Below are 23,322 nucleotides of genomic sequence, written 5' to 3'. Positions count from 1 at the left end.
TTTAAAATGCTTACTTTATTTTGGGTTGATTCTGTAAATTTTACTGAAATTACAAATTCTTTATTTTATCATAACTTTGAAAAAAATTGCACCACTTGAAACTCCAACTTTCTTTTACTTCCAACTTTTTGGAATGTGGCACAGACGAAGCCGGTCGTGGCTGTCTTGCTGGCCCTGTTACCGCGGCGGCAGTTATTCTGCCGCAAGCCTTTGAAAACCTAATCCTAAATGATTCAAAGCAACTTTCTGAAACCAAGCGCGATGTGTTAAAACCTATCATTGAGTCTGAAGCGGTTTCCTTTGCCTTTGCCCATGTATATCCTGAAGAAATAGACGCCATAAATATTTTAAACGCTTCTATTTTAGCCATGCACAAAGCGATCACTGGACTAACTCCAACGCCCCAATTTATAAGTGTTGATGGCAACAGATTTCTGCCATTTACAAATATCCCACATAAGACCATAATTAAAGGCGACAGTAAATACCTTAATATTGCAGCGGCTTCAATTTTGGCAAAAACCAATAGAGATGCTTATATGTGCCAAATCCATGAAGAATTTCCAATGTACAATTGGAAACAAAATAAAGGCTACCCCACTAAAGAACATCGCGAAGCTATAAAAAAGTATGGCATCACACCTTATCATAGAAAAACCTTTAGATTATTACCGCAACAATTACAAATAGTAGTCTAACTTTCTATATTTGCAATAAAACAAACATGAGAACTCTTTGTTTACTGTTTTTGCTTGTCCTGGTGGTAAGCTGTGAAAACGACATTCATAAGCACTCCAATCTCATCACATTGGTGCCCAATCATTCTTCAGTAGTTGTAAAAACAACTTCCATTGAAGGTTTAAAGAGCGTTTTTAAAAACAACAGTTTACTTAATCAATTTTCTGAGAAAAGTGCGGTTGCGCACCTAAAATCAAAACTTAACTTTCTCAACCATATAAAACCAGATGAAGAAATTCTCCTAGTTTTTGGAAAAGACACAGCTGATAGTCTTCAAATATCAATCATTACCAAATATCACAAAAACCTGTTTGACCTCACCTCTGTACCTAATCAATCAATTGAAACCATCACTTCAAAAGAAAAGTCCATCATTAAAACGACCCTTGAAAACGAAATTATTTACAGCATTATAAAGGACAGTATTTTCTTTGCATCCAACGATAAGGCGCTTGTTGAGGATGCCTTTACTAAAAAAGATACCGATCCCTTGTTAAAGGAACTCTATCTTACTGCAAAAAGCGAGAAATCACTGTCCATTTTAATTAACACGAAAGAAAAGACATTCCGGCCTGATTTCTTTTTTGATAAACACATCAACAAGGTTCCGCTGACCAATTACCTCCTCTTAGATGCAGAATTGACAAAAGACCAACTCAAATTTGACGGGATTACCATCGCCAAAGATTCTTCAAAAAGTTTGCTCAATGTTTTTAAAAACACCTTTCCGCAAGAAAATCAGATCCCGAAAATTTGTCCTCCAGATGCCGATGGTTTTTTGAGTTTGTCATTTCACAATTTTAAAACGTTTCAAGAAAATTTGTGGCAATTCAAAAAACAAGATTCCCTGTTTACCGAATCTGTTTTTGAAAGCGTTCTAGAAGCGGGCGTTATTTATAAAAATGAAAACCAGGCGGTGGTCATAAATAGTATCGATGCCCCCAATATGAATGCCTTTTTCGGAACTCAAAATAGCATTGATACTTACCGGGACATTACAGTTTATGACTTTGACAAACCTGAATTATTTTCCAAAATATTTTCCCCTTTTATTAATTACAAATCCGCCACAAAGTTCATTAATATTGAAGATTTCTTTGTGTTCTCAGATGATGTGGAGCTTTTAAAAGAGATCATTGGCAGTTATCAAAATAGTGCAACCCTATCCACAGCACCCACTTTTGAGGATATGATGGACGACTTAAGTGACGAGTCCTCATTATTTGCTTATGCTAACACGAGCAGCCTAAAAGAAATCATCAATTCAAATTTTGAAACAGAAAGCGCCATTAATACTGAAGGGTTTAATGCATCTGCCGTTCAGTTTGTTTATGAAACTGATTTTGCGCACGTACATGCCATCATCCAAAAGAATAAGAAAAAATCGTCTTCAAGTTCTGTTTATGAAGATACCAGCGTCACGTTGGATGCCGATCTTTTGACCACCCCTCAATTTGTAAATAACCATACCAACAGTCAGATGGAAGTGGTGGTTCAGGATGTGAATAATAATTTATACCTAATCTCAAAAGATGGGAAGGTACAATGGAAAAAACAATTGGATAGTAAGATCTTAGGAAAAATTGAACAGATAGATACTTACAAAAATGGACGCCTCCAATTGGCATTTGCGACACAACATCGGGTTTATGTTTTAGATCGAAGCGGCAAAGATGTTGGTTCCTTTCCTTTAAAATTTAGGCACCAGATTACACAGCCGCTTTCGGTTTTTGATTATGACAAGAATAGAAATTACAGAATGATGGTCACCCAAGGATCCTCCGTTTTGCTGTATGATAAGAAAGGGAATGTTGTAGGAGGATTCCATTACAAAAAAGCGGAGAACACGATCAATACGCAGCCTCAGCATTTTAGAATTGGAAGAAAAGATTATATCGTTTTTGTTCAAGGCAATGAGCTCGAAATATTGAGCCGGGTGGGCAAAACCCGCGTTAAGGTTAAGAATAATATCGACTTTAGCGATAGTGGCATTTTCTTGTATGACAATAAATTTACCACCACGACAGCAAAAGGAGATCTCGTCCAAATTGATGAAAATGGAAAAATGAGCAGTAGCAATTTAAATTTGGGAGAAAAACATAGCATCACTGCTACCAGTAAAACATTGGTAACACTCTCTGATAACATTCTTCACATCAAAACCAATAAAGTAGAATTGGACTTTGGGGATTATACGCCACCAAAAATATTCTACGTTAATGACAAAATTTATGTTTCTGTAACCGATTTACAATCCAAGAAAGTCTATCTTTTTGATAGTTTAGGAAAACCGATTGACAACTTCCCTGTTTATGGCAATTCCACCATCGATTTGGACAATATAGATAAAGAAAGAACACCAGAATTCGTGACCCAAGGTGACAAAAACGGCATTATTATCTACCAAATAAATTAATAAAACTCTAGAAGCTTCTGCTCCGAAATGCGATAGAAAATAATGCAACGACTCTTAAAGGAATTTTCCTATTGTAGGAGAGCCAAACTAAAGACTCTATCAAGATCTTATTTTTTTAAGCGCCAAAGATTTTTTTTGGCGTTTTACATTTAATTTCATTCAAAATTATGTAGTATTGCAGACTTCAAAAATGCAAACATTCCGCCATGATCAAACGCACTAAAGCCTCTATTTCAAAAGCCATACTCCATAAGGTAGGCAATAAGTTCAATAGCACTAAAAATGCTTTTTCCGAACAAGAACTGGACTTTGATGAAGTGAGCTACGATTTGATGTTGGGCTACTTATTGCGTCCTTTTGGAAGTTTGGTTGAGAGCTATAGATTCAATCATCATTCTAACATCAACCTTAATGAAATCAACAGTTATGCCGCTCAACTATTTGCGGACGAAAGCAACTTTATAGACGTCTCAAAACACGTCGTTACCCATTTATTTGAACAGAGCAATTCTGCACAAATAAAGACCGGCGATGTTTTGGTGTGCATTTTTGAAGACATTCAATATGACGATATGTTCGTCAAGGCCATCGGGATCTTTAAAATTGAAAATAGAGCTGAGTTTTTTCAAACCTATCTGGAAAACAACAGTTATGATTTAATTACCCAAAAAGGCATTCCTACAAAAAAAGTGGATAAAGGCTGTCTGATTTTAAATACTTCAGATACTGAAGGCAATATCATATTGAGCGTTGATAATAATTCTTACGATACACAATATTGGATCAAGCATTTTCTAAACATAAAATATCCTGATGATCACAATCAGCACACCAAGAACTATATCGAACTCTGCAAGGATTTTTCAGAAGATATTTTAAAACCAACTTTTGGTCTGCAGCAAAAAAGCACTTTTTTAGCTAAAACCATCGATTTCTTTAAAGAAAACGAAGTTATTAATGTCGAGAACTTTAAGGATGATGTGCTTGAAGACGAGACCTACAAAGACCTATTTGACGATTATAAGAAAGGTTTTGAAACCGATCACGCCTTAGTGATTCGTAATCAATTTGATGTTTCTGAAAGTGTTCTAAAGAAACAAAAACAGAAAATCAAAACGGAAATAAAATTGGACACCAATATCCAGATCAAATTAGATGTTGATGCGCCCGACGCTTCCGTAGAATATTTGGAACGCGGTTATGACGACGCCAAGAAAATGCACTACTACAAGGTGTTTTTTAATGAGGAAAGCTAGAGAGATTCAAGAATTAAGAATTAAGAATCTTAAAAGAAATAAAATTTTAACGGATAGGTCGGATATTAAGACTTATCATGGATCCTGATCTTTTCCGAATTCAAACATTCTTTAATAAACAATCTCGACCCAACGGCACCACGCATCACGTATTTCCAAAACTATTATTCTGTGACATCTCCTTTAATATCTTCAATCTCCGAATGACGATGGGCAAATTTGTGAATTTGGATTGCCCTCTTGAGGTAAAAAGCTTCAAAAACGGTCCATGCCCCCGCTATAAACATCGGGATTATTAAAACCAGCACTATAAATAAGCTTTTCTTGGCTGGAAATTTATACATGAGATAGGTTAAATAAAACGCGATGGCTATGTAAGCAATGCCAAAAGCGACATCCAGTATCCAAAAGATTGGATCAACATTTGGCAAATCAACCTCATTTTGGACCAGTTTATAAAAGCGTTTCGTTTTTAAATGAAAAATAAAACTACACACGCCTAAAATTGATATTCCTATTGGAATCCACATAGAGATTTCAAATTTGAGTTGCTCAAAAAGCAACACATAAGAAATCAATCCTCCAGGAAAAAGTGCTAAAGGAACAATCAAAACCAACAGAAGTATCTTTTGAAAATGTGCCATGTTTAAACAACACTATTTTTAGGGTTGGGAACGGCTTCAAACAACGCCATGAAATGTTTCAACAATTTGATTTTTAGTTCAGATTCATCAACTTTGTCTACGCCTAATTCCACATTCAAAGAAGTCACCGCCTTACCTCGAATGCCACATGGAATGATATTATCAAAATAACCCAAATCGGCATTCACGTTCAAGGCAAATCCATGCATGGTAACCCATCTACTCGCCCTCACGCCCATGGCGCAAATTTTCCGAGCAAAAGGCGTCCCCACACCAAGCCAAACTCCGGTTTCCCCTGGACTTCGCTCCGCTGTAATTCCATATTCTTCTAAAGTCAAAATGATCATTTCTTCCAGAAAGCGTAGGTATTTATGAATATCCGTAAAGAAGTTCTCCAAATCGAGAATGGGGTAGCCCACAATTTGTCCTGGACCATGATAAGTAATATCTCCTCCCCTATTAATTTTATAAAAAGTAGCGCCTTTTTCAATCAGCTGATCTTCATTCAACAAAAGATGTGAGAAGTCTCCACTTTTACCCAAAGTATATACATGTGGATGCTCAACCAATAGGAAATAATTCTGTGTTTCCAAATGAGCATCTTCTCTTCTATTCTTAATTTTAGTGTCCACCACCGACTTGAATAAGCCTTCTTGATAATCCCAAGTGGCTTTATAATCGTGATATCCTAAATCTTGAACTTGGACTCTTTTATTCATAGATTACAAAATTACATTTTTTAGATGGATGACAGGTGAAGAGTAGCCGAAAAACAAATGGTTCGATTGCGTTATACGGAGATAAATCAAAGACGGGTGGCCGATGACGGGTCACTGCCAATTAACAACCTACCGCTTCGGGTTGTTTAGAATAACCAAGGCGGCAATAACACCAGGAACCCAACCACAAAGCCATAATAAAAATACGATAATGATAGAACCGCATCCCTTATCTAGGACCGCTAGGGGTGGACAAAAAATAGAAAGAAGAACTCTCCAAATACTCATAATTTTACTGATTTTTGATTTCCGCTCTTTTGAGCGTCTGATTAATGTAAATAGATGTAAATATAAGACGCAAAGTTATTCAATTTGTTACGCGGGAATCGACAGAATCCAAAGACCGCTATCTTATGGCTTTAACCCGAAATAATATTTGAATAGTCCATCAATCAAAATATAAAATTTCAAAAACAGACCAAAAATAGATAATTGAAAACCTTTAACGTTAAATTGAACCAAGAAACAAGCAAAAAGCCAATCTATCCCAGAAAGTAGGGTGTTAATTTTTTAAAAAAGGTGTAATTTTGCTCATCAAAAATTTAACAGCATGCAACTTTCAGAACAAGAACTCATTCGAAGAGAGAAATTAGACAAATTACGTGAGATGGGGATTAATCCATATCCAGCCGATTTATATCCTGTAGACCACACGTCCAAACAGGTAAAAGAGCAGTTTGAAGAGGGTAAAAAGGTCGTTATCGCTGGCCGATTGATGTCCATGAGAGTTCAAGGAAAGGCAAGTTTTGCACAGATACAGGATTCTGAAGGTAAAATACAAGTGTATTTTAACCGCGATGAAATCTGTACGGGAGAAGACAAAACCAAATATAACGAAGTGTTCAAAAAACTATTGGACTTTGGAGATTTTCTTGGTGTTGAAGGCGAATTATTCACCACACAAGTAGGCGAAAAAACGGTTAAGGTCAAAGATTTTACACTTTTAAGTAAATCCTTAAAACCGTTGCCATTGCCAAAAGAAAAAGACGGGGTGATCTATGACGCTTTTACTGATCCTGAACAGCGTTACAGACAGCGTTATGCCGATTTGGTGGTCAATCCAAACGTTAAAAAAGTATTTATCAAACGAACAAAATTATACAGTGCCATGCGTCAATTTTTTAATGATGCTGGTTACTTTGAGGTAGAAACTCCGGTTTTACAACCTATCCCTGGTGGTGCTGCAGCTCGACCTTTTATTACGCATCATAATAGCTTGGACATTCCGTTGTACATGCGGATTGCCAATGAACTTTACCTAAAACGTCTTATTGTTGGAGGCTTTGATGGTGTTTATGAGTTTTCAAAAAACTTTAGGAATGAAGGCATGGACCGTACACACAACCCAGAGTTTACGGCTATGGAAATTTACGTATCCTACAAAGATTATAATTGGATGATGCATTTTTGTGAGGAGCTTTTGGAACATTGCGCAATGGCTGTAAACGGGACTACCGAAACTACTTTTGGCGAACATAAAATTGATTTTAAAGCACCATATGCGCGCGTCACTATGACCGATTCGATCAAGCACTTTACCGGTTTTGATATTACTGGAAAATCTGAAGATGAAATCAGAAAAGCGGCTCAAGATATGGGCATTGCTGTGGATCATACTATGGGTAAAGGTAAATTGATAGATGAAATCTTTGGTGAAAAGTGCGAAGGAAATTATATCCAACCCACATTTATTACTGATTATCCAAAAGAAATGAGTCCGTTGTGCAAAGAACACCGTGAAAATCCAGAATTGACTGAGCGATTTGAGTTGATGGTTTGCGGTAAGGAGATTGCCAATGCTTATTCTGAGTTGAATGATCCTATTGACCAACGCGAACGATTTGAGCATCAAATGGAATTGGCGAAAAAGGGAGATGACGAAGCTACAGAGATGATTGATTATGATTTTTTAAGGGCCTTAGAATACGGCATGCCTCCAACTTCAGGAATGGGTATAGGCATGGATCGTCTCATTATGTATTTGACCAACAATCAGTCTATTCAAGAAGTGCTGTTCTTCCCTCAAATGAAGCCTGAAAAGAAAGCCGTGGCTATGACTGACGATGAAAAGGCAGTTTTTGCCATTCTAAAAGCTAATGCACCTGTAGATTTGAACAGTTTAAAGGAGCAATCCGGATTAAGCAACAAAAAATGGGACGCTACAATCAAAGGTCTTAAAAAGAATAGCTTGGCCAAAGTTACCAAAACTGAAGACGGTTTATTTGTATCTCTTGTATAAAATCGCCAAAATTTTTTTATTCATAATAAGGGCATGTGCATTACTTGTATACATGCCCTTGTTGATTATACATTTTATTTTAAAGGATCATTTCCGGTTTTTCCAAATTCCTTTTTATGCCTTTCCGCTGCCCATATTAATAATGGGAGGCATTATCATTACTATTTTATTTTTCAGACCTAAGGCTTATTTTATCTTATTCGTATGTATGACCTTGGGCTTGACAGGTATCTGGATCAACAATGCCTATTTCTTTCCAAAAACTGTCGAAATCCCTCGTGACGCAACTTCTGTTATTTTTTGGAACGCTGCAAATAGAGCAACAATCCATTTGGATTTTCTTTCGGAAAACATCAAGCATATCGCACCAGATATTATCGCTCTAGCCGAGACAGAAAACGCGTCCTCACAAGACATTCAGCAGCTCTCAAAAGCTTTTCCTGCTTATGAATTCCGAATACTGGAAGGTGATATGTTGATTGGCATTAAAGGAACTATAGAAAAGATCACTTATATTATTGAAGAACAGAATTATGACATCAATTTTGTAGAAGCCCAACTAAAGAGTGGTCCCATTCTAATTGCGTTTACTGACACTTTTCAAGATCCAGGAATGGATAAACGGAAAACCTTAGAAACCATATTACAATTAGTTTCTGAAAGAAATTCTGATCTTATAGTTGGCGATTTTAACACGCCCTATGAAAGTGTTCATTTCAGGAATTATGAACTTGATTATACAAGTTTCCATAACTATGGACAAGGTTTTAGTGCAACATGGCCATTTGGCATTCCATTGCTTGAAATTGACCAAATTTATGTCCTTAAACCCATAGCTCCAATTCTTCTTCAAAAAATATATTATGATGTTTCAGACCATGCGATGCTTGTGGGACATTTTAAACAGTAGTCTGTAAAGTTATTTTTTCTTATTGAAGGCTCTCTTTCAATAGTTAAAAAAAACTTAAAACATTTCGTAGACCTTTAGTAATGTAAGGTATTGCGTATTTTCACTTTTTTAATTTTCTAAACTCCTAACATTTTGAAAAAAATCTCCTTAAGCGTAATGTTTTTGGCATCTTTTCTTTTAGTTGTGTCTTGTTCAACAACAAAAAAAGCGTCCAAAGCATCATCTACCGCTAGCGCCAATTCAGATGCCGCAAAAAAACCTGGAAAAAATGACATCCAGCCTTACAATAAAGTCATTACTAAAGAGGCTAAAACTGATCCAGGGTTATTTACGGTTCATAAAATAGACGAGGCTTACTTTTATGAAATTCCTGATTCATTATTTGAACGTGAAATGCTTATGGTGACACGTATTGCTAAAACTGCCAGTGGCTTAGGTTTTGGTGGTGGCAAACAAGGTGAGCAAGTTTTACGGTGGCAAAAAAAAGATAAAAAAGTATTGCTACGCATGGTTTCGCACAGCGTTGTTGCCAATGACACCCTTCCGGTACATGAAGCTGTTGTCAATTCCAATTTTGAGCCGGTTCTATTTAGCTTTCCTATAAAAGCTTTCGGAAAAGACTCATTGACCACAGTCATTGATGTCTCTGATTTATATAATAAAGATGTGAAACCTTTAGGCTTACCAGAACGAAGCAGAAAGCAATATAAAGTAACGCGCTTAGATGCTGACCTATCCTATATTGAAAGTATCAAAAGTTACCCATTGAACATTGAAACACGCCATGTAAAAACCTACAATGCAAGTGAACCCCCTTCCAATGCAACCAGTGGTGCTATTTCAATAGAACTCAGCAACTCTATGGTTCTTTTGCCTAAGGAACCAATGAAACGCAGAATATTTGATCAGCGTGTAGGTTGGTTTACAAGCGGACAAATAGATTATGGTTTGGATGCCCATGAAAGTAAGAAAGTAACGTACTTAGACAGATGGCGCCTAGAAGTTAAGGATGAAGACATAGAGAAATTTAAGCGTGGTGAATTAGTAGAACCAAAGAAACCAATCGTTTATTATATAGATAGAGCCACTCCTGAGCAATGGCGTAAATACATCAAAGAAGGTATTGAAGATTGGCAAGTGGCCTTTGAAGCTGCTGGATTTAAAAATGCAATAATCGCCAAAGACCCACCTACCGTTGAAGAAGATCCAGAGTGGAGCCCTGAAGATATCCGTTATTCAGTTGTGCGTTATTTGGCTTCTCCCATACCAAATGCAAACGGCCCTCACGTCAGTGACCCAAGAAGTGGTGAGATATTGGAGAGTGATATCAATTGGTACCACAATGTGATGACCTTATTGCGCAACTGGTTTTTTGTGCAAACAGCAGCCATCAACACAGATGCTCAAAGCGTCAAGTTTAAAGATGACATTATGGGTAGATTAATTCGTTTTGTGTCTTCGCACGAAGTTGGACATACTATAGGCTTACCTCATAATATGGGAAGCAGTGCTGCTTACAAAGTGGACGATCTACGTAATGCAGAGTTTACTAAAAAATACGGAACCGCCCCATCTATAATGGATTACGCGCGTTTCAATTATGTGGCACAGCCAGGTGATGAAGGTGTGGCTCTAATGCCAAATATTGGTATTTACGATAAATATGCCATTGCATGGGGTTACCGTCCAATTTTGGATGCGCAAACCCCAGAAGACGAAAAGAAAACCTTGGATAGCTGGATTTTAAAGCATGCCGGAGACCCTATGTATCGTTTTGGAAAACAGCAAAGTGGTGGTGTAATCGACCCAAGTTCTCAAACAGAAGATTTAGGTGATGATGCCATGAAAGCAAGTGCCTATGGTATTGCCAATTTAAAACGAATCGTTCCAAAACTTATAGAATGGACTGCAGAAGACGGTAAAGATTATGATGACTTAGGAACTATGTACGGCGAAGTTCTAGGTCAATACAATCGTTATATGGGCCATGTTACTGCCAATATTGGTGGGGTTTATGAAATTTACAAAACCTACGACCAAGAAGGTGCGGTTTACACCCCTGTTGACAAAGCCAAACAAAAAGAGGCCTTACAATTCCTTCAAAAAGAATTGTTTGCTACTCCAGAATGGCTTTTGGACAACGAGATTTTTAATAAGATTGAATTTGACGGTAGCCTAGAGCGAATCCGCGGAACGCAAACCAGAACACTTGATAATATTCTCGATTTTGGAAGAATGCAGCGTATGAGTGAAAATGAAGCCATATACGGTAAAGACGCCTACGGCTTATTGGCCATGATGCAAGATTTACGCAAAGGGATTTTTAGTGAGCTCAATAGCGGGAAGCCGATAGACGCTTACAGAAGAAATCTTCAACGTGGTTATATTGATAGAATGGCTTATTTGATGACCAAAGATCAAACACCAGTCCCAGCACAGTTCAGACGTTATGTTTCAAGAACTAACGTAGATGTGAGTCAGTCGGATATCAGAGCGGTCACAAGAGCCGAATTGAAATCCTTAGAAAGCATGATCAAATCAGGATTGGCACGAACAAGCGACCCAATGAGTAAAATTCATTTAAGTGATGCTTTAGAACGCATTGATGCGATATTGAATCCGAAGAGCTAACAACTCATTTTGATATTTATAAAAAAATGCTTCAGGAATTCTTGAAGCATTTTTAGTTAAATACTTTTTCCGAGGTTGTAATAAACGATTCAATATTTAAAAACCCATGGGGTACCAGGAAAATTAAAATTGAAACCTCCAAGCTTTAAACTTTTTATCTAATTGTCAGTCATAGTACTATAACTTTTAACAAACAGAACTATGAAAAATTTGATAATGATTCTGATTGCATTTGCAACCATGCAAGCTTCTGCACAAGAACAAAAAAGAGACCTAAAAAAACAGCGCATGGCCACAAAAATGGACTACTCACCAGAACAGATGGCAGAACTTCAAACTAAGAAGTTGACCTTGAACCTTGATTTAAACGAAAAGCAACAGAAAGAAATTTCTGCAATTTACTTGGACAACGCCAAATTGAAAAAAGGTCAAAAAGAAGCCTATTTACAAGCCAAAGAAAAGGATGAAAATAAGAGCGTGTCAAAAGAGAAGCGTTTTAAAATGGCAAACGCCAGATTGGATCAACAAATTGAAATGAAAAGAAAAATGAAAGGTATTTTATCTTCAGAACAATATGAAAAATGGGACCAAATGAAAGAAAAAAGCGGTCATAAAAGCAAAAAACACCACAAGCGTTCTCAGCATAGAAAAGATGCGGTGCCTAAGCAAAAGACAAACCAATAATTTATAATCGTAACTTTCAAAAAATACAACGGGAAATTCCGAATTGGAACCTCCCCTTTTTTAATAAATCGAATGAAGCCTATAGGTTTTTACTGACCTTTTCTACCGCTTTAATAGTGGTATCCAAATCTTCATAACTTAGCGCATCACTAATAAACCAGGTCTCAAAAGCACTTGGTGCAATGTAAACACCTTCTTTAAGCATGCCGTGAAAGAAGCGTTTAAAAGACTCATTATTTGCATTTGCAGCAGTTTCAAAATCATACACTTCATGTGCTTCAAAATGAATGGAAATCATAGACCCCATTCTGTTGATGGTATGATTCACTTTATTTTCCTGAAGTGCTTTCGCCATTCCTTGGTGTAAATATTCTGTTTTCTCGGCTAAACGGCTAAAAACTGAGTTATCGTTGTTCAAATGCTGCAACATGGCTAGGCCGGCAGCCATGGCCAATGGATTGCCACTTAACGTCCCTGCTTGGTATACGGGACCAAGTGGCGCCAAATAATCCATAATTTCATTTCGGGCGGCAAAGGCTCCAACAGGTAAACCACCGCCAATTACCTTTCCGAAGCATACAATATCCGCATTCACTTTATATAATTCTTGAGCGCCCCCTGCAGCCAATCTGAATCCGGTCATGACCTCATCAAATATCAAGAGGATTTCATGTTTATCACATAAAGATCTCAGTTTTTGCAAGAAATTATCCTTTGGTGGAATACACCCCATATTTCCTGCCACAGGTTCTATAATAATACAGGCAATCTCACCTTTGTTAGATTCCACTAATTGTGTGACATTTGCAATATCATTAAACTTTGCTAACAGCGTATCTTTTGCCGTGCCTTGAGTTACCCCAGGACTATTAGGCGTACCAAAAGTAATGGCGCCAGAACCGGCCGCAATCAAGAACGCATCACTATGCCCATGATAGCACCCAGAAAACTTAATTATTTTATCCTTTTTGGTATAACCACGAGCCAATCGTACCGCACTCATACAAGCCTCAGTACCTGAATTGACGAATCTTATTTTGTCGACATTCGGCACCATAGAAATTGCCAATTTAGCAATCCCCGTTTCTATGGCTGTTGGCATCCCGAAAGAAGTGCCTTGTTTAGCCTTTTCAATAACTGCGGCCACAACCGGTTCAAATGCGTGACCAAGAATCATTGGACCCCAAGAATTGATATAATCAATATAGGTGTTTCCATCTTCGTCATGGACATAAGCACCTTTGGCTGATTTAGCAAAAATAGGTGTCCCACCTACGGCTCCAAATGCTCTTACGGGTGAATTGACACCACCCGGAATCACTTTTTCTGCTTCCTTAAATAAACTACTACTGCGTTGATATAACATGAACTAATTGTCTTTTATTATTAGAATTTGACCTATTTGTAAATTGCTATTTCTCATTCCGTTCATTTTCTGTAATTCATTCACGGAAATATTATAGCGTCTCGAAAGGGAATACATCGTATCGCCCTGAACTACTTTATGAGTAAGATGGGAAGGAACCTCAGTCCTTCGCGGTTTTGACCTGGTCGATCCTAGCACTTCCTGATCATACTTATACAATTGAAAACGCTCTATCAAACTGATCAATTTATCCGGATATTTTCGATCCGTCGCATAACCAGCTGCTCTTAAACCTTTGGCCCAAGCTTCATAATCATCGCCATCTAGTTCAAATAGTTTAGCATAGCGACCGCGTGATGTTAAAAATTGAGAATGGTCCTCAAAAGATTGTTCAGCATGTCTATATTTCCGAAAACATTCTTGAGAAGCATCATCGTCATGATAAATTTTATCTCCGGACCATCCATGGCATTTGATTCCAAAATGATTATTGCCTTCCACCGCCAGTCGTCCTCTTCCTGAACCTGACTCTAAAATGCCTTGTGCCAAAGTGATACTAGCAGGGATTTTGTGCGCTCGCATGTTATTTTTGGCTATTTCACCGTAAGTCGCAATATAAATTTCAGTAATATTTAAGTTGTTCGAAGGCTTCGGAACAGCGACCACAGGAGCCACCTCTTTAGACTGATCCTCCAATGGAATTGAAGTGCGGTCATCTCTCACAACACGTTCAGTTTTTGTTCTAGCATTTTTCTTTTTAGTGACAATGCGTTTCTTTCCCCCACAACTAGCTAGGATTAAAGCCACGATTAAAACCATTATTATTCTCAGACTAAATTTCATAGATAACTTAACTAATTAAAGGCCATTTCTTTATTTTCAATAATTCATTCATTCCAGAAATCCCCTGTAAACCGCCAGTATGAATGACCAATATTTTTGAATGCTCAGGAAAATATCCTTTGCTCAACAAATCCATTACGCCAAATAGCAGTTTTCCAGTATAAATAGGATCGAGCGGAATGCCATAATCGCTCTTAAACTGATTCATAAAACCAATTAATTTGGGATTTATTTTAGCATATCCCCCAAAATGATAGTCAGTGATGAGTTGCCAGTTTGAATTTTTGGCAAACTTACTAATTTCTTCTTGCAAAAAGTCACCTTTTAATGCAGGAAATCCTAGAACCTTCTGATCTGGTTTTGAGGCGTTGATAATTCCAGAAATGGTGCCTCCAGTCCCAACTGAACAACAGATATAGTCAAATTTCTCATCTTCATTGGTCAGGATTTCCTCACAGCCTTTAATAGCCAAATCATTGGTACCGCCTTCTGGAATGAGATAGAAGTCGCCAAATTCGCGTTGAAGATCCTGAATAAAATCTTCGGAAATTTTATTTCTAAAGGCCTCTCTAGTCACAAATTTAAACTGCATGTCACAACTTCTGGCGAATTTCAAGGTAGGATTACCCTCAATTTTATCAACCAACTCCTCACCTCTTATCACGCCAATAGTTTTAAAACCAAACTCCTTTCCAACAGCAGCAACGGCAGCAATATGGTTTGAAAAAGCACCTCCAAAAGTAGCCAAGACCTCTTTACCTTCAGTTTTTGCCTGTGCCAGATTGTATTTTAATTTTCGGTATTTGTTACCGGAGATATAGGGATGAATGAGATCTTCCCTTTTAACACAAACCAGGTGATTGGAATTGAAATCCAAGTTTAAGCATTGGTTTTTTGAGAGATGGACTTTAAAATTCATGGCCTCAAAGATATTTCAAAAAACTCCAAAATTTGCGGTTTTTAAGATATTCTAAATGCTGTTCGTTTTGATAGCACTCACGTTCAAAAGAGATGTTCCGATAGGCTTGATGCCAATCTTTATAATGTAAATAGCGGAATAAAAACTCTACCCAATACCACATAAAAAAAGGAAGGATTAACAATTCCAGTTGTTGTTTTAAGTGAATGCGCTCATGATTGACCAAAACCTTATTATGTTTGAGCTGCGCATGCTTTACAAAAATAAACGGAAACAAGGTTATGCCTATAAAACCGTTAGGGATGATGTATTTTGAAACTAATATCATAGGTATAAAACCTCAAATTCGTTTAGATTCCGTAAATTATGGAAACCATAAACCTTGCCATTGCGTCAAGGAATATTTTCTCGAATTTACACTATCTTTGTGATACTATGAAGAAAATTGTGCCTCTTGAAGAAGGCGATTATTATTTGACACCTGAAGGCTACCGTTGTTTCACTGCACAATACCTACTTAAACGTGGTTATTGTTGCGAAAGTGGATGCAGACATTGCCCTTATGGTTTTGATAAGAAAAAATTAAAAACAAACTAATGCAAAGTACTTCCATCTCTTTTAAAGATCAAATTCTTGAAGGCATCCCAAGCGTTTTACCTCCCACAAAACCTTATGATGAACACATAAATCATGCGCCAAAACGCAAAAACATTTTATCTGATGAAGAAAAAAAGCTGGCCTTACAAAATGCATTACGTTATTTCGATCAAAGCCAGCATGCAGAGTTACTGCCAGAATTTAAACGTGAATTAGAGACCTACGGGAGGATTTACATGTACCGCCTACGTCCAGATTATAAAATGTACGCCAGACCTTTGGATGAGTATCCTGCAAAATCAAAACAAGCAGCGGCCATCATGTTAATGATTCAAAACAACCTCGACTATGCCGTGGCGCAACATCCACATGAACTCATCACTTACGGCGGCAATGGCGCCGTATTCTCCAATTGGGCCCAATACCGATTGACCATGAAATATTTGGCAGAAATGAATGATGATCAAACTCTGACCATGTATTCAGGACATCCCATGGGCTTATTTCCAAGTCATAAAGAAGCGCCACGAGTTGTGGTTACCAATGGCATGATGATCCCGAATTATTCAAAACCTGACGACTGGGAGAAATTCAATGCTCTGGGCGTTACACAATACGGACAAATGACTGCCGGAAGTTATATGTATATCGGTCCGCAGGGCATTGTTCATGGAACCACAATTACGGTTCTTAACGGATTCCGTAAAATAAATAAATCACCCGAAGGAAACCTATTCGTCACTTCAGGATTAGGCGGCATGTCTGGGGCACAACCAAAAGCAGGGACCATTGCGGGTTGTATTACGGTGTGTGCAGAAGTCAACCCAAAAATTACACAAGTGCGCTTGGATCAAGGTTGGATCGATGAAAAGATTTCAAATTTAGACCAACTTGTAGCTAGGGTGAAAAAGGCAAAAGCTGATAAAGAAACCGTTTCTATTGCCTATTTAGGAAATATCGTTGACGTCTGGGAAAAATTTGACCAAGATCATATTCATATCGATTTGGGAAGTGACCAAACCTCACTTCATAATCCGTGGGCAGGCGGCTATTATCCGGTTGATATCTCGTTTGAAGATGCCAATGAGATGATGGCAAACCATCCGATGCTCTTCAAGGAAAAAGTTCAGGAAACCTTGCGCCGTCATGCTAAAGCCATCAATAAACATACTGAAAAAGGCACCTACTTTTTCGACTATGGCAATGCTTTCCTATTGGAAGCGTCGCGCGCTGGAGCCGATGTGATGGCCGACAATCCGACATTAGGACGCGAATTCAAATTCCCGAGCTATGTACAGGATATTATGGGACCCATGTGTTTTGATTATGGTTTTGGACCATTCCGCTGGGTTTGCACCTCGGGAAAACCCGAAGATTTAGCAAAAACAGATCAAATTGCCTGTAAGGTGTTAGAAGAGATGAAGACCAATTCACCTGAAGAAATACAACAGCAAATGGCCGATAATATCCAATGGATTAAAGGCGCACAAGCGAATAAATTAGTAGTCGGTTCTCAAGCTCGGATTTTATACGCCGATGCCCAAGGCCGCACAAAAATAGCCAAAGCATTTAATGATGCCATTGCCAAAAACGAAATTGGTTACGTGGTTTTAGGACGTGATCACCATGATGTATCAGGTACAGATTCTCCATATCGTGAAACTTCAAATATTTATGATGGTTCACGCTATACAGCAGATATGGCGATCCAAAATGTAATAGGCGACAGTTTTAGAGGCGCTACTTGGGTCAGCATTCATAACGGCGGCGGTGTTGGTTGGGGAGAAGTAATAAATGGAGGATTTGGTATGGTTCTTGATGGAAGTAAAGAAGCGGAACAACGCTTGAAGTCCATGCTTTTTTGGGATGTCAACAACGGTATTTCAAGACGGAGTTGGGCAAGAAATGATGGCGCTATTTTCGCGATAAAGCGTGCCATGGAAGCTGAACCCAATTTAAAAGTTACACTTCCAAATATCGTAAGCAAGGATTTATTGAATTCTATATAACCAAATAATTATGCTATGAACAAAATATTAACAACAGTAACAATGGCCCTGCTATTAGTAGTGGCAACATCCTGTAGCTCAGTAAAAGTTGCAGCAGATTTTGACAAGAATGCAGATTTCAACCAGTTTAAAACCTTTGCTTTCTTCAAAAATGGTATTGATAAGGCCGAGATTAGTGATCTTGACAAGCGTCGTATTTTGAGAGCAATTGAAAGTGAACTTATGGCAAAAGGCTACGTCAAATCCGAAAACCCGGATATGCTGGTCAGTATTTTCACTAAATCTCGAGATAAAATAAATGTTTATAATAATGCTATGGGTTATGGACCTTATGGCTATGGCTGGGGATGGAGTCCATATTATTGGAATTCTGGATATAATTCTGTATCCACTTCTACTGAAGGCACATTATACGTAGACCTGATTGATGCTAACAAAAAGGAATTAGTTTGGCAAGGTATGGGAACTGGTTATTTATCAGAACGCATGGATAAAAAGGAAGAGCGCATCAATGAATTTGTTGCCAAGATCATGGAAAAATATCCTCCAGGAGTAGAATTATAGTAAAAATCAATATATATTTTAAAGCATCAATATTAATTTTTGATGCTTTTTTTTATGCTTAAAAATATAGAAAAAACGAGCCTTCGGTTCTAAAACCCTATATTTGCTCCCTTTTAAGTGCAAAAATTATGATGTTCAGTCAAACAAGAAAAAACTTTACCCAAAACCCAAAGAATGACATCCTTGCTGGTATTACTGTATCATTAGCAATGATCCCTGAGGTAGTTGCCTTTGCTTTTGTGGCACAGATAGATCCTTTGGTGGCATTATCAGGAGCTTTTATAGTAGGATTAATTGCAGCGATCTTTGGAGGTCGACCTGGATTGATCTCAGGTGCTGCTGGGGCTGTAGCCGTTATTTTTGTAAATCTCATTTCAGAAGGACATGAGCGAGGCATGTTATTTGACGTACCCGTGGAAAATATGGGCTACTTCTATTTGTTGGCAGCCGTTATATTGATGGGACTCATTCAAATAGGTGCTGGCGTTTTAAAATTAGGACGATTCGTACGATTGATCCCCCATTCGGTGATGATGGGATTTGTTAACGGACTGGCCATTGTGATTTTTCTGGCGCAAGTTCGTATGTTTTCTCATAAAGAGTTAGAAATAGGAGCTGACGGATTAAAAAAATATATCAATATTCCAATGCAAGGTTCTGAACTGTACATCATGTTAGGTCTTGTGGGACTTACCATGGCCATTATTTGGTTACTTCCTAAGGTAACCACTAAAATACCTGCAGCCTTAATAGCAATTATCGTTACCAGTGGTGTCGTTATTTTTGGAGGATTAGATGTAAGTACGGTGGGATCGTACATTATTGAAGGTGGTGGTGAAGGTCTAAAAGGCGAATTCCCAACGCCAAATACGGAGCTTTGGCAGAATCTTCCTATTAATTTTGCGACGCTTAAATTCATTCTTCCTTATGCATTTTTAGCCGCTTCTGTAGGACTTATCGAGTCTTTAATGACCATGAACTTAGTAGATGAGTTAACGGATACTCGTGGCAATGGAAACAGGGAATGTGTGGCACAAGGCGCTGGGAATATGGTCAGTGGGTTGTTTGGAGGCACAGGTGGTTGTGGAATGATTGGCCAAACGGTTATTAACATTAATGCTGGCGGTAGAGGTCGTTTGTCCGGAATTGCAATGGCATTGACCTTATTGACCTTTATTCTATTTACGGCGCAATATATTGAACAAGTGCCAATTGCCGCTTTAGTAGGCGTTATGTTTATGATGGTTATTGAAACGTTTGCCTGGTCCAGTTTTAGGATTATCAGAAAAATTCCTGTTGCAGATGCATTTGTGCTTGTCACAGTATCGGCGGTAACAGTAATCTATGATCTTGCCATTGCGGTGTTTATTGGGGTTATTTTATCGGCCCTTGTATTTGCCTGGAAAAATGCGACCATGATTAGAGCACGCAAACGCTTAAGAGAAGATGGGACTAAAGTTTATGAAATTTGGGGGCCGTTATTCTTTGGTTCCATTCAAAACTTTAATTCAAAATTTGACGTAAAAACCGATCCTCAAAACGTCGAAATTGATTTTGTGGAATCAAGAGTGAGTGATCATTCTGCATTGGAGGCCATTTTCAATTTGGTTAAAAAATATGAGGCTGAAGGCAAAACAATTAAACTTAAACATTTGAGTCAGGATTGTAAGGCATTGATGTACAAAGCAAATCCAAAATTTAAGGAAGTCATTATTGAAGCCATTAATGATCCTCGTTATTATTTAGCAGAAGACCCCGAAAAGTTCACCAAACCACTTTCAGAATATAAGCTATAAAAAAAGGCGACTCGAGAGAGTCGCCTTTTTCGCTATTAATAACAATGATTAGTTATCATCATTTTGTGTTTTCTCTTTTATCTTAACATCACCATCGTCATCAGTCTTTATTTTGACCTTTTTATCATCGGTCTCCATTTTTATTTTATCGCCATCTTGTTTGATTTTGACGTCGGCACCTTTATCATTCATCTCATCGATAACTCGTTCTTTTTCTGTTTGTTCTCTACAAGAGGTTATAGATAACGATAAGAAAACAGCCATCAACGTCGTAAAAATTACTTTTTTCATAATACTATGTTTAAATATTTGATATAAAATTAACATCGTTCCCCATTCAAACTTAACTCTAATCAGTAATTTAATAGCTCATTTATTTTAGCCTTCACTTTTTCAGTACTCGGAATCATCGCTTCCTCCAATATTGAATTTAACGGTATCGCAGGCATATTCTCACTTCCTACAGTCATGACTGGCGCATCTAAAGATTTAAAACATTCTTCCTGAATTTTTCCTGCCAAAGCTCTTGCAAAAGAATTATTTGAAGGTTCTTCAGTAACCACAAGGCATTTACCTGTTTTTTTAACGGATTTCATAATCGTATCTTCATCCAATGGAAACAAGGTCCGCAAATCGATGATTTCTATTTGGTCACGCATTCCTAATTCGCCTGACGCATTATATGCCCAATGCACGCCCATTCCGTAAGTCACAATCGATATGGTTTCTTTTCCTTCTTGCTTCCAGATTTCTTGAAGTACCCAAGCTTTTCCAAAAGGCAACACATAATTCTCACTCGGCTCAACAGAGGTAGCTCCTTTTGTGCCTGGCACCTTGCTCCAATACAAACCTTTGTGTTCTAAAATCACGACTGGATTTGGATCGTAATAGGCCGCCTTCATCAAGCCTTTTAAATCGGCGCCATTGCTCGGGTAAGCGATTTTAATGCCTCTAATGTTGGTTACAATACTTTCAACCGAAGAAGAATGATAGGGTCCACCACTGCCATAAGCACCAATCGGTACACGCAGAATCATGCTCACGGGCCATTTTCCGTTGGATAAATAGCAGCTTCTGCTCACTTCTGTGAATAATTGGTTTAAGCCTGGCCAAATATAATCGGCAAATTGAACCTCAACAATGGGCTTTAGTCCAACAGCACTCATCCCAACGGTTGACCCAACAATAAAAGCTTCTTGAATTGGCGTATTGAATACACGATCATCTCCGAATTTTTGAGCTAAGGTTGCCGCTTCTCTAAACACACCACCCAAACGACCACCAACATCCTGTCCATATAACAAACACTCTTTGTGTTTTCTCATCAACTCTTCCACAGCAAACAGGGCACAATCGACCATCACGACTTTCTCTGCACCTTTTGGAGAACGCACACCTTTTTCTTCAGTAATTGGTGTGGGTGCAAAATCGTGGGTAAATAAATCTTCTGGTTTGGGATCTTCGGCCGACAGAGACAGATGGTAATCTATCTCTACAGCCGTATGACATTCTTTTTCTATGGTTTCTAAATCATCATTTGAAAATCCATGGTCCAACAATTGTTGTTTCAACACTGGATAAGGATCCCGAGATCTGGCCTCTTCCAAATCATCACGATACCACTCCATTCGCACACCCGAGGTATGATGATTCAACAAAGGCACTTTAGCATGAACCAAAAATGGCCGACGTTCTTTACGAATGGTTTTAATCACTTTTTCAAGGGCTTCATAACTTTCGATGAAATTGGCTCCATCAATAGTTATGGCTTCCAAACCTTTAAAACCTTTAGCATATTCAAAGGCATCTTGCGCTCTGATTTCAGCGGCATTGGCTGAAATATCCCATTCGTTATCCTGTACCAAAAATAGGATGGGCAACTTTTTCAAGACCGCCATTTGGAAAGCTTCAGAAACTTCGCCTTCGGTTACGGAGGCGTCGCCTAAGGAGCAGACTACAATTGGCGCATTCCCGCGAAGGCGGGAATCTTCTGAATGAACAGACGTATCATAATCATTTGAAAATTCATTTCCCTCAAGAATTGTTTTTTTCGTTGTTGCGTTTTCTTCCTTAAAGAGATTACCGTTTTCGCGATATTTAAACCCCATGGCAACACCTGTTGCTGGAATGGCCTGCATTCCAGTGGCTGACGATTGGTGTGGGATTTTAGGTTTATCAAAATCCCGTAAACTTGGATGTGCGTAATAGGTACGTCCTCCAGAAAACGGATCATCCTTTTTAGCCAACAATTGCAACATCAAATCATAAGGTGTGAGTCCGAAGGACAGTAACATCGCATCATCCCTATAATACGGAAATGCATAATCTTGTGGCAACAATTGCATTCCTAAAGCAATTTGGATTGCTTCGTGGCCTCTTGAGGTGGCATGTACGTATTTGGATACTTGTTTAAAATTGGCTTCGTACAATTCGGACATCGCCTTCGCGGTACAGAGGTTTGTAAAAGCTTTACGGAATATTTCTTTTGGAATATTGTGGGTCATTTTGATTTATTCTCTTTTATTTTTAGCAAAGTTTGCTAAAGTTTTGAACTCTTTAATTCGGAGGGTTTTATAAATTATTTACTATCCTATGAATTCCTTCTTTCAATAACTTAGAATTAAAATTCATCAGTAATCCTAATTTCAAATCTGATAATTTCAGATAAGTCAATAGTTGCGCGTAATGAACAGGTGCCAAATTTTCGACAGATTTAATTTCAATAATTATTATATTTTCAACCAATAAATCTAATCTATATCCAATATCCATTTTAACTTCTTTGTAAATGAATGGCATTGGAACTTGCTGCTGAACCGAAAGACCACTTTCTCTCAAATCATAAGCTAATGCATTTTCATAAGTTGATTCCAATAAACCAGGACCAATACTCTTATGCAATTCTAAAGCAATTCAATAACTTTAAAAGAA

General features: G+C 38.0%; 21 protein-coding genes. 11 read left to right on the top strand and 10 right to left on the bottom strand.

Features of this window, described 5'->3' with window-relative positions; genetic code table 11:
* The first annotated feature begins 95 nt into the window (after nucleotides 1–95).
* From G525_RS0108775 to G525_RS0108765, 3 genes are all read left to right on the top strand, one after another.
* Nucleotides 96–698 (top strand): ribonuclease HII, encoded by a 603-nt coding sequence (locus G525_RS0108775; protein WP_027125846.1) that lies wholly within the window; start codon nucleotides 96–98, stop codon nucleotides 696–698.
* A gap of 26 nt (nucleotides 699–724) precedes the next feature.
* Nucleotides 725–3,154 carry a hypothetical protein gene (locus G525_RS0108770; protein ID WP_027125845.1) on the top strand — a complete coding sequence of 810 codons (2,430 nt, stop codon included), beginning with the start codon at nucleotides 725–727 and terminating at the stop codon, nucleotides 3,152–3,154.
* 206 nt (nucleotides 3,155–3,360) lie between these two features.
* Nucleotides 3,361–4,410, top strand: a complete 1,050-nt coding sequence (locus tag G525_RS0108765) for a nucleoid-associated protein (protein WP_027125844.1) — start codon at nucleotides 3,361–3,363, stop codon at nucleotides 4,408–4,410.
* Nucleotides 4,411–4,574: 164 nt separating this feature from the next.
* On the opposite strand, the gene G525_RS0108760 is transcribed toward G525_RS0108765, so the two are convergent.
* The 3 genes from G525_RS0108760 to G525_RS22045 all read right to left on the bottom strand — a co-directional run bounded on the left by G525_RS0108760 (nucleotide 4,575) and on the right by G525_RS22045 (nucleotide 6,061).
* Nucleotides 4,575–5,054, bottom strand: coding sequence for a hypothetical protein (locus G525_RS0108760; protein ID WP_027125843.1), 480 nt, complete (start codon nucleotides 5,052–5,054; stop codon nucleotides 4,575–4,577).
* Nucleotides 5,055–5,056: 2 nt separating this feature from the next.
* Entirely contained in the window at nucleotides 5,057–5,773 is a 717-nt protein-coding gene (gene lipB / locus G525_RS0108755; protein WP_027125842.1) for a lipoyl(octanoyl) transferase LipB, read from the bottom strand.
* A gap of 129 nt (nucleotides 5,774–5,902) precedes the next feature.
* Nucleotides 5,903–6,061 (bottom strand): YqaE/Pmp3 family membrane protein, encoded by a 159-nt coding sequence (locus G525_RS22045; RefSeq protein WP_084647731.1) that lies wholly within the window; start codon nucleotides 6,059–6,061, stop codon nucleotides 5,903–5,905.
* A gap of 322 nt (nucleotides 6,062–6,383) precedes the next feature.
* On the opposite strand from G525_RS22045, the gene lysS reads away from it, so the two are divergent.
* The 4 genes from lysS to G525_RS20570 all read left to right on the top strand — a co-directional run bounded on the left by lysS (nucleotide 6,384) and on the right by G525_RS20570 (nucleotide 12,297).
* Complete coding sequence (lysS, locus tag G525_RS0108750; RefSeq protein ID WP_027125841.1) at nucleotides 6,384–8,072, top strand: lysine--tRNA ligase; 1,689 nt, start codon at nucleotides 6,384–6,386, stop codon at nucleotides 8,070–8,072.
* Between the two features lie 142 nt (nucleotides 8,073–8,214).
* Nucleotides 8,215–8,982, top strand: a complete 768-nt coding sequence (locus tag G525_RS0108745; RefSeq protein WP_157491907.1) for an endonuclease/exonuclease/phosphatase family protein — start codon at nucleotides 8,215–8,217, stop codon at nucleotides 8,980–8,982.
* A 156-nt stretch (nucleotides 8,983–9,138) separates the two neighbouring features.
* The gene (locus tag G525_RS0108740) at nucleotides 9,139–11,613 is read left to right on the top strand and encodes a zinc-dependent metalloprotease (protein ID WP_051209858.1); all 2,475 of its coding nucleotides are present in this window, start codon (nucleotides 9,139–9,141) and stop codon (nucleotides 11,611–11,613) included.
* Nucleotides 11,614–11,814: 201 nt separating this feature from the next.
* Nucleotides 11,815–12,297, top strand: coding sequence for a hypothetical protein (locus G525_RS20570; RefSeq protein WP_051209857.1), 483 nt, complete (start codon nucleotides 11,815–11,817; stop codon nucleotides 12,295–12,297).
* A 79-nt stretch (nucleotides 12,298–12,376) separates the two neighbouring features.
* Here the strand turns inward: G525_RS20570 and hemL are convergent, their stop codons facing one another.
* Genes hemL through G525_RS0108715 form a run of 4 tightly spaced genes read right to left on the bottom strand, consistent with a single transcriptional unit; the run spans nucleotide 12,377 to nucleotide 15,753 of the window.
* Nucleotides 12,377–13,663, bottom strand: coding sequence for a glutamate-1-semialdehyde 2,1-aminomutase (gene hemL, locus G525_RS0108730; protein WP_027125838.1), 1,287 nt, complete (start codon nucleotides 13,661–13,663; stop codon nucleotides 12,377–12,379).
* Between the two features lie 3 nt (nucleotides 13,664–13,666).
* Nucleotides 13,667–14,506 (bottom strand): glucosaminidase domain-containing protein, encoded by an 840-nt coding sequence (locus G525_RS0108725; RefSeq protein ID WP_027125837.1) that lies wholly within the window; start codon nucleotides 14,504–14,506, stop codon nucleotides 13,667–13,669.
* A 7-nt stretch (nucleotides 14,507–14,513) separates the two neighbouring features.
* Entirely contained in the window at nucleotides 14,514–15,425 is a 912-nt protein-coding gene (locus G525_RS0108720) for a 1-aminocyclopropane-1-carboxylate deaminase/D-cysteine desulfhydrase (RefSeq protein WP_035479320.1), read from the bottom strand.
* A 4-nt stretch (nucleotides 15,426–15,429) separates the two neighbouring features.
* Complete coding sequence (locus G525_RS0108715; protein WP_027125835.1) at nucleotides 15,430–15,753, bottom strand: hypothetical protein; 324 nt, start codon at nucleotides 15,751–15,753, stop codon at nucleotides 15,430–15,432.
* A gap of 107 nt (nucleotides 15,754–15,860) precedes the next feature.
* Between G525_RS0108715 and G525_RS22230 the strand changes: the two genes are divergently transcribed.
* From G525_RS22230 to G525_RS0108695, 4 genes are all read left to right on the top strand, one after another.
* Entirely contained in the window at nucleotides 15,861–16,022 is a 162-nt protein-coding gene (locus G525_RS22230) for a C1orf53 family protein (protein WP_163517266.1), read from the top strand.
* A 14-nt stretch (nucleotides 16,023–16,036) separates the two neighbouring features.
* Nucleotides 16,037–18,031 (top strand): urocanate hydratase, encoded by a 1,995-nt coding sequence (locus tag G525_RS0108705; protein ID WP_027125834.1) that lies wholly within the window; start codon nucleotides 16,037–16,039, stop codon nucleotides 18,029–18,031.
* Between the two features lie 15 nt (nucleotides 18,032–18,046).
* On the top strand, nucleotides 18,047–18,595 hold the full coding sequence (locus G525_RS0108700; protein ID WP_027125833.1) for a DUF4136 domain-containing protein: 549 nt from the start codon (nucleotides 18,047–18,049) through the stop codon (nucleotides 18,593–18,595).
* Nucleotides 18,596–18,723: 128 nt separating this feature from the next.
* Entirely contained in the window at nucleotides 18,724–20,391 is a 1,668-nt protein-coding gene (locus G525_RS0108695) for a SulP family inorganic anion transporter (protein WP_245577754.1), read from the top strand.
* A gap of 48 nt (nucleotides 20,392–20,439) precedes the next feature.
* Here G525_RS0108695 and G525_RS0108690 read toward each other — a convergent pair whose 3' ends face one another.
* The 3 genes from G525_RS0108690 to G525_RS20565 form a co-directional block, all read right to left on the bottom strand.
* Nucleotides 20,440–20,682 carry a hypothetical protein gene (locus G525_RS0108690; RefSeq protein ID WP_027125831.1) on the bottom strand — a complete coding sequence of 81 codons (243 nt, stop codon included), beginning with the start codon at nucleotides 20,680–20,682 and terminating at the stop codon, nucleotides 20,440–20,442.
* A 62-nt stretch (nucleotides 20,683–20,744) separates the two neighbouring features.
* A complete protein-coding gene (locus G525_RS0108685) occupies nucleotides 20,745–22,895 on the bottom strand; it encodes an alpha-ketoacid dehydrogenase subunit alpha/beta (RefSeq protein WP_027125830.1) in 2,151 nt (716 codons plus the stop codon).
* A gap of 67 nt (nucleotides 22,896–22,962) precedes the next feature.
* Nucleotides 22,963–23,292: a GxxExxY protein gene (locus G525_RS20565; RefSeq protein WP_342662746.1), complete on the bottom strand. Its 330-nt coding sequence runs from the start codon at nucleotides 23,290–23,292 to the stop codon at nucleotides 22,963–22,965.
* Nucleotides 23,293–23,322: the final 30 nt, after the last annotated feature.

Origin of the sequence: Gelidibacter mesophilus DSM 14095 (assembly GCF_000423005.1) — a bacterium.
Classification (GTDB): Bacteria; Bacteroidota; Bacteroidia; order Flavobacteriales; family Flavobacteriaceae; genus Gelidibacter; species Gelidibacter mesophilus.
This window is presented reverse-complemented; position numbering and strand designations above follow the sequence as displayed.

Excerpts from the sequence above, each read along its gene's own strand:
- G525_RS0108770 (WP_027125845.1), top strand. The coding sequence starts at position 725 with ATGAGAACTCTTTGTTTACTGTTTTTGCTTGTCCTGGTGGTAAGCTGT.
- G525_RS0108765 (WP_027125844.1), top strand. The coding sequence starts at position 3,361 with ATGATCAAACGCACTAAAGCCTCTATTTCAAAAGCCATACTCCATAAG.
- G525_RS0108760 (WP_027125843.1), bottom strand. The coding sequence starts at position 5,054 with ATGGCACATTTTCAAAAGATACTTCTGTTGGTTTTGATTGTTCCTTTA.
- lipB (WP_027125842.1), bottom strand. The coding sequence starts at position 5,773 with ATGAATAAAAGAGTCCAAGTTCAAGATTTAGGATATCACGATTATAAA.
- G525_RS22045 (WP_084647731.1), bottom strand. The coding sequence starts at position 6,061 with ATGAGTATTTGGAGAGTTCTTCTTTCTATTTTTTGTCCACCCCTAGCG.
- lysS (WP_027125841.1), top strand. The coding sequence starts at position 6,384 with ATGCAACTTTCAGAACAAGAACTCATTCGAAGAGAGAAATTAGACAAA.
- G525_RS0108745 (WP_157491907.1), top strand. The coding sequence starts at position 8,215 with ATGGGAGGCATTATCATTACTATTTTATTTTTCAGACCTAAGGCTTAT.
- G525_RS0108740 (WP_051209858.1), top strand. The coding sequence starts at position 9,139 with ATGTTTTTGGCATCTTTTCTTTTAGTTGTGTCTTGTTCAACAACAAAA.
- G525_RS20570 (WP_051209857.1), top strand. The coding sequence starts at position 11,815 with ATGAAAAATTTGATAATGATTCTGATTGCATTTGCAACCATGCAAGCT.
- hemL (WP_027125838.1), bottom strand. The coding sequence starts at position 13,663 with ATGTTATATCAACGCAGTAGTAGTTTATTTAAGGAAGCAGAAAAAGTG.
- G525_RS0108725 (WP_027125837.1), bottom strand. The coding sequence starts at position 14,506 with ATGAAATTTAGTCTGAGAATAATAATGGTTTTAATCGTGGCTTTAATC.
- G525_RS0108720 (WP_035479320.1), bottom strand. The coding sequence starts at position 15,425 with ATGAATTTTAAAGTCCATCTCTCAAAAAACCAATGCTTAAACTTGGAT.
- G525_RS0108715 (WP_027125835.1), bottom strand. The coding sequence starts at position 15,753 with ATGATATTAGTTTCAAAATACATCATCCCTAACGGTTTTATAGGCATA.
- G525_RS22230 (WP_163517266.1), top strand. The coding sequence starts at position 15,861 with ATGAAGAAAATTGTGCCTCTTGAAGAAGGCGATTATTATTTGACACCT.
- G525_RS0108700 (WP_027125833.1), top strand. The coding sequence starts at position 18,047 with ATGAACAAAATATTAACAACAGTAACAATGGCCCTGCTATTAGTAGTG.
- G525_RS0108695 (WP_245577754.1), top strand. The coding sequence starts at position 18,724 with ATGATGTTCAGTCAAACAAGAAAAAACTTTACCCAAAACCCAAAGAAT.
- G525_RS0108690 (WP_027125831.1), bottom strand. The coding sequence starts at position 20,682 with ATGAAAAAAGTAATTTTTACGACGTTGATGGCTGTTTTCTTATCGTTA.
- G525_RS0108685 (WP_027125830.1), bottom strand. The coding sequence starts at position 22,895 with ATGACCCACAATATTCCAAAAGAAATATTCCGTAAAGCTTTTACAAAC.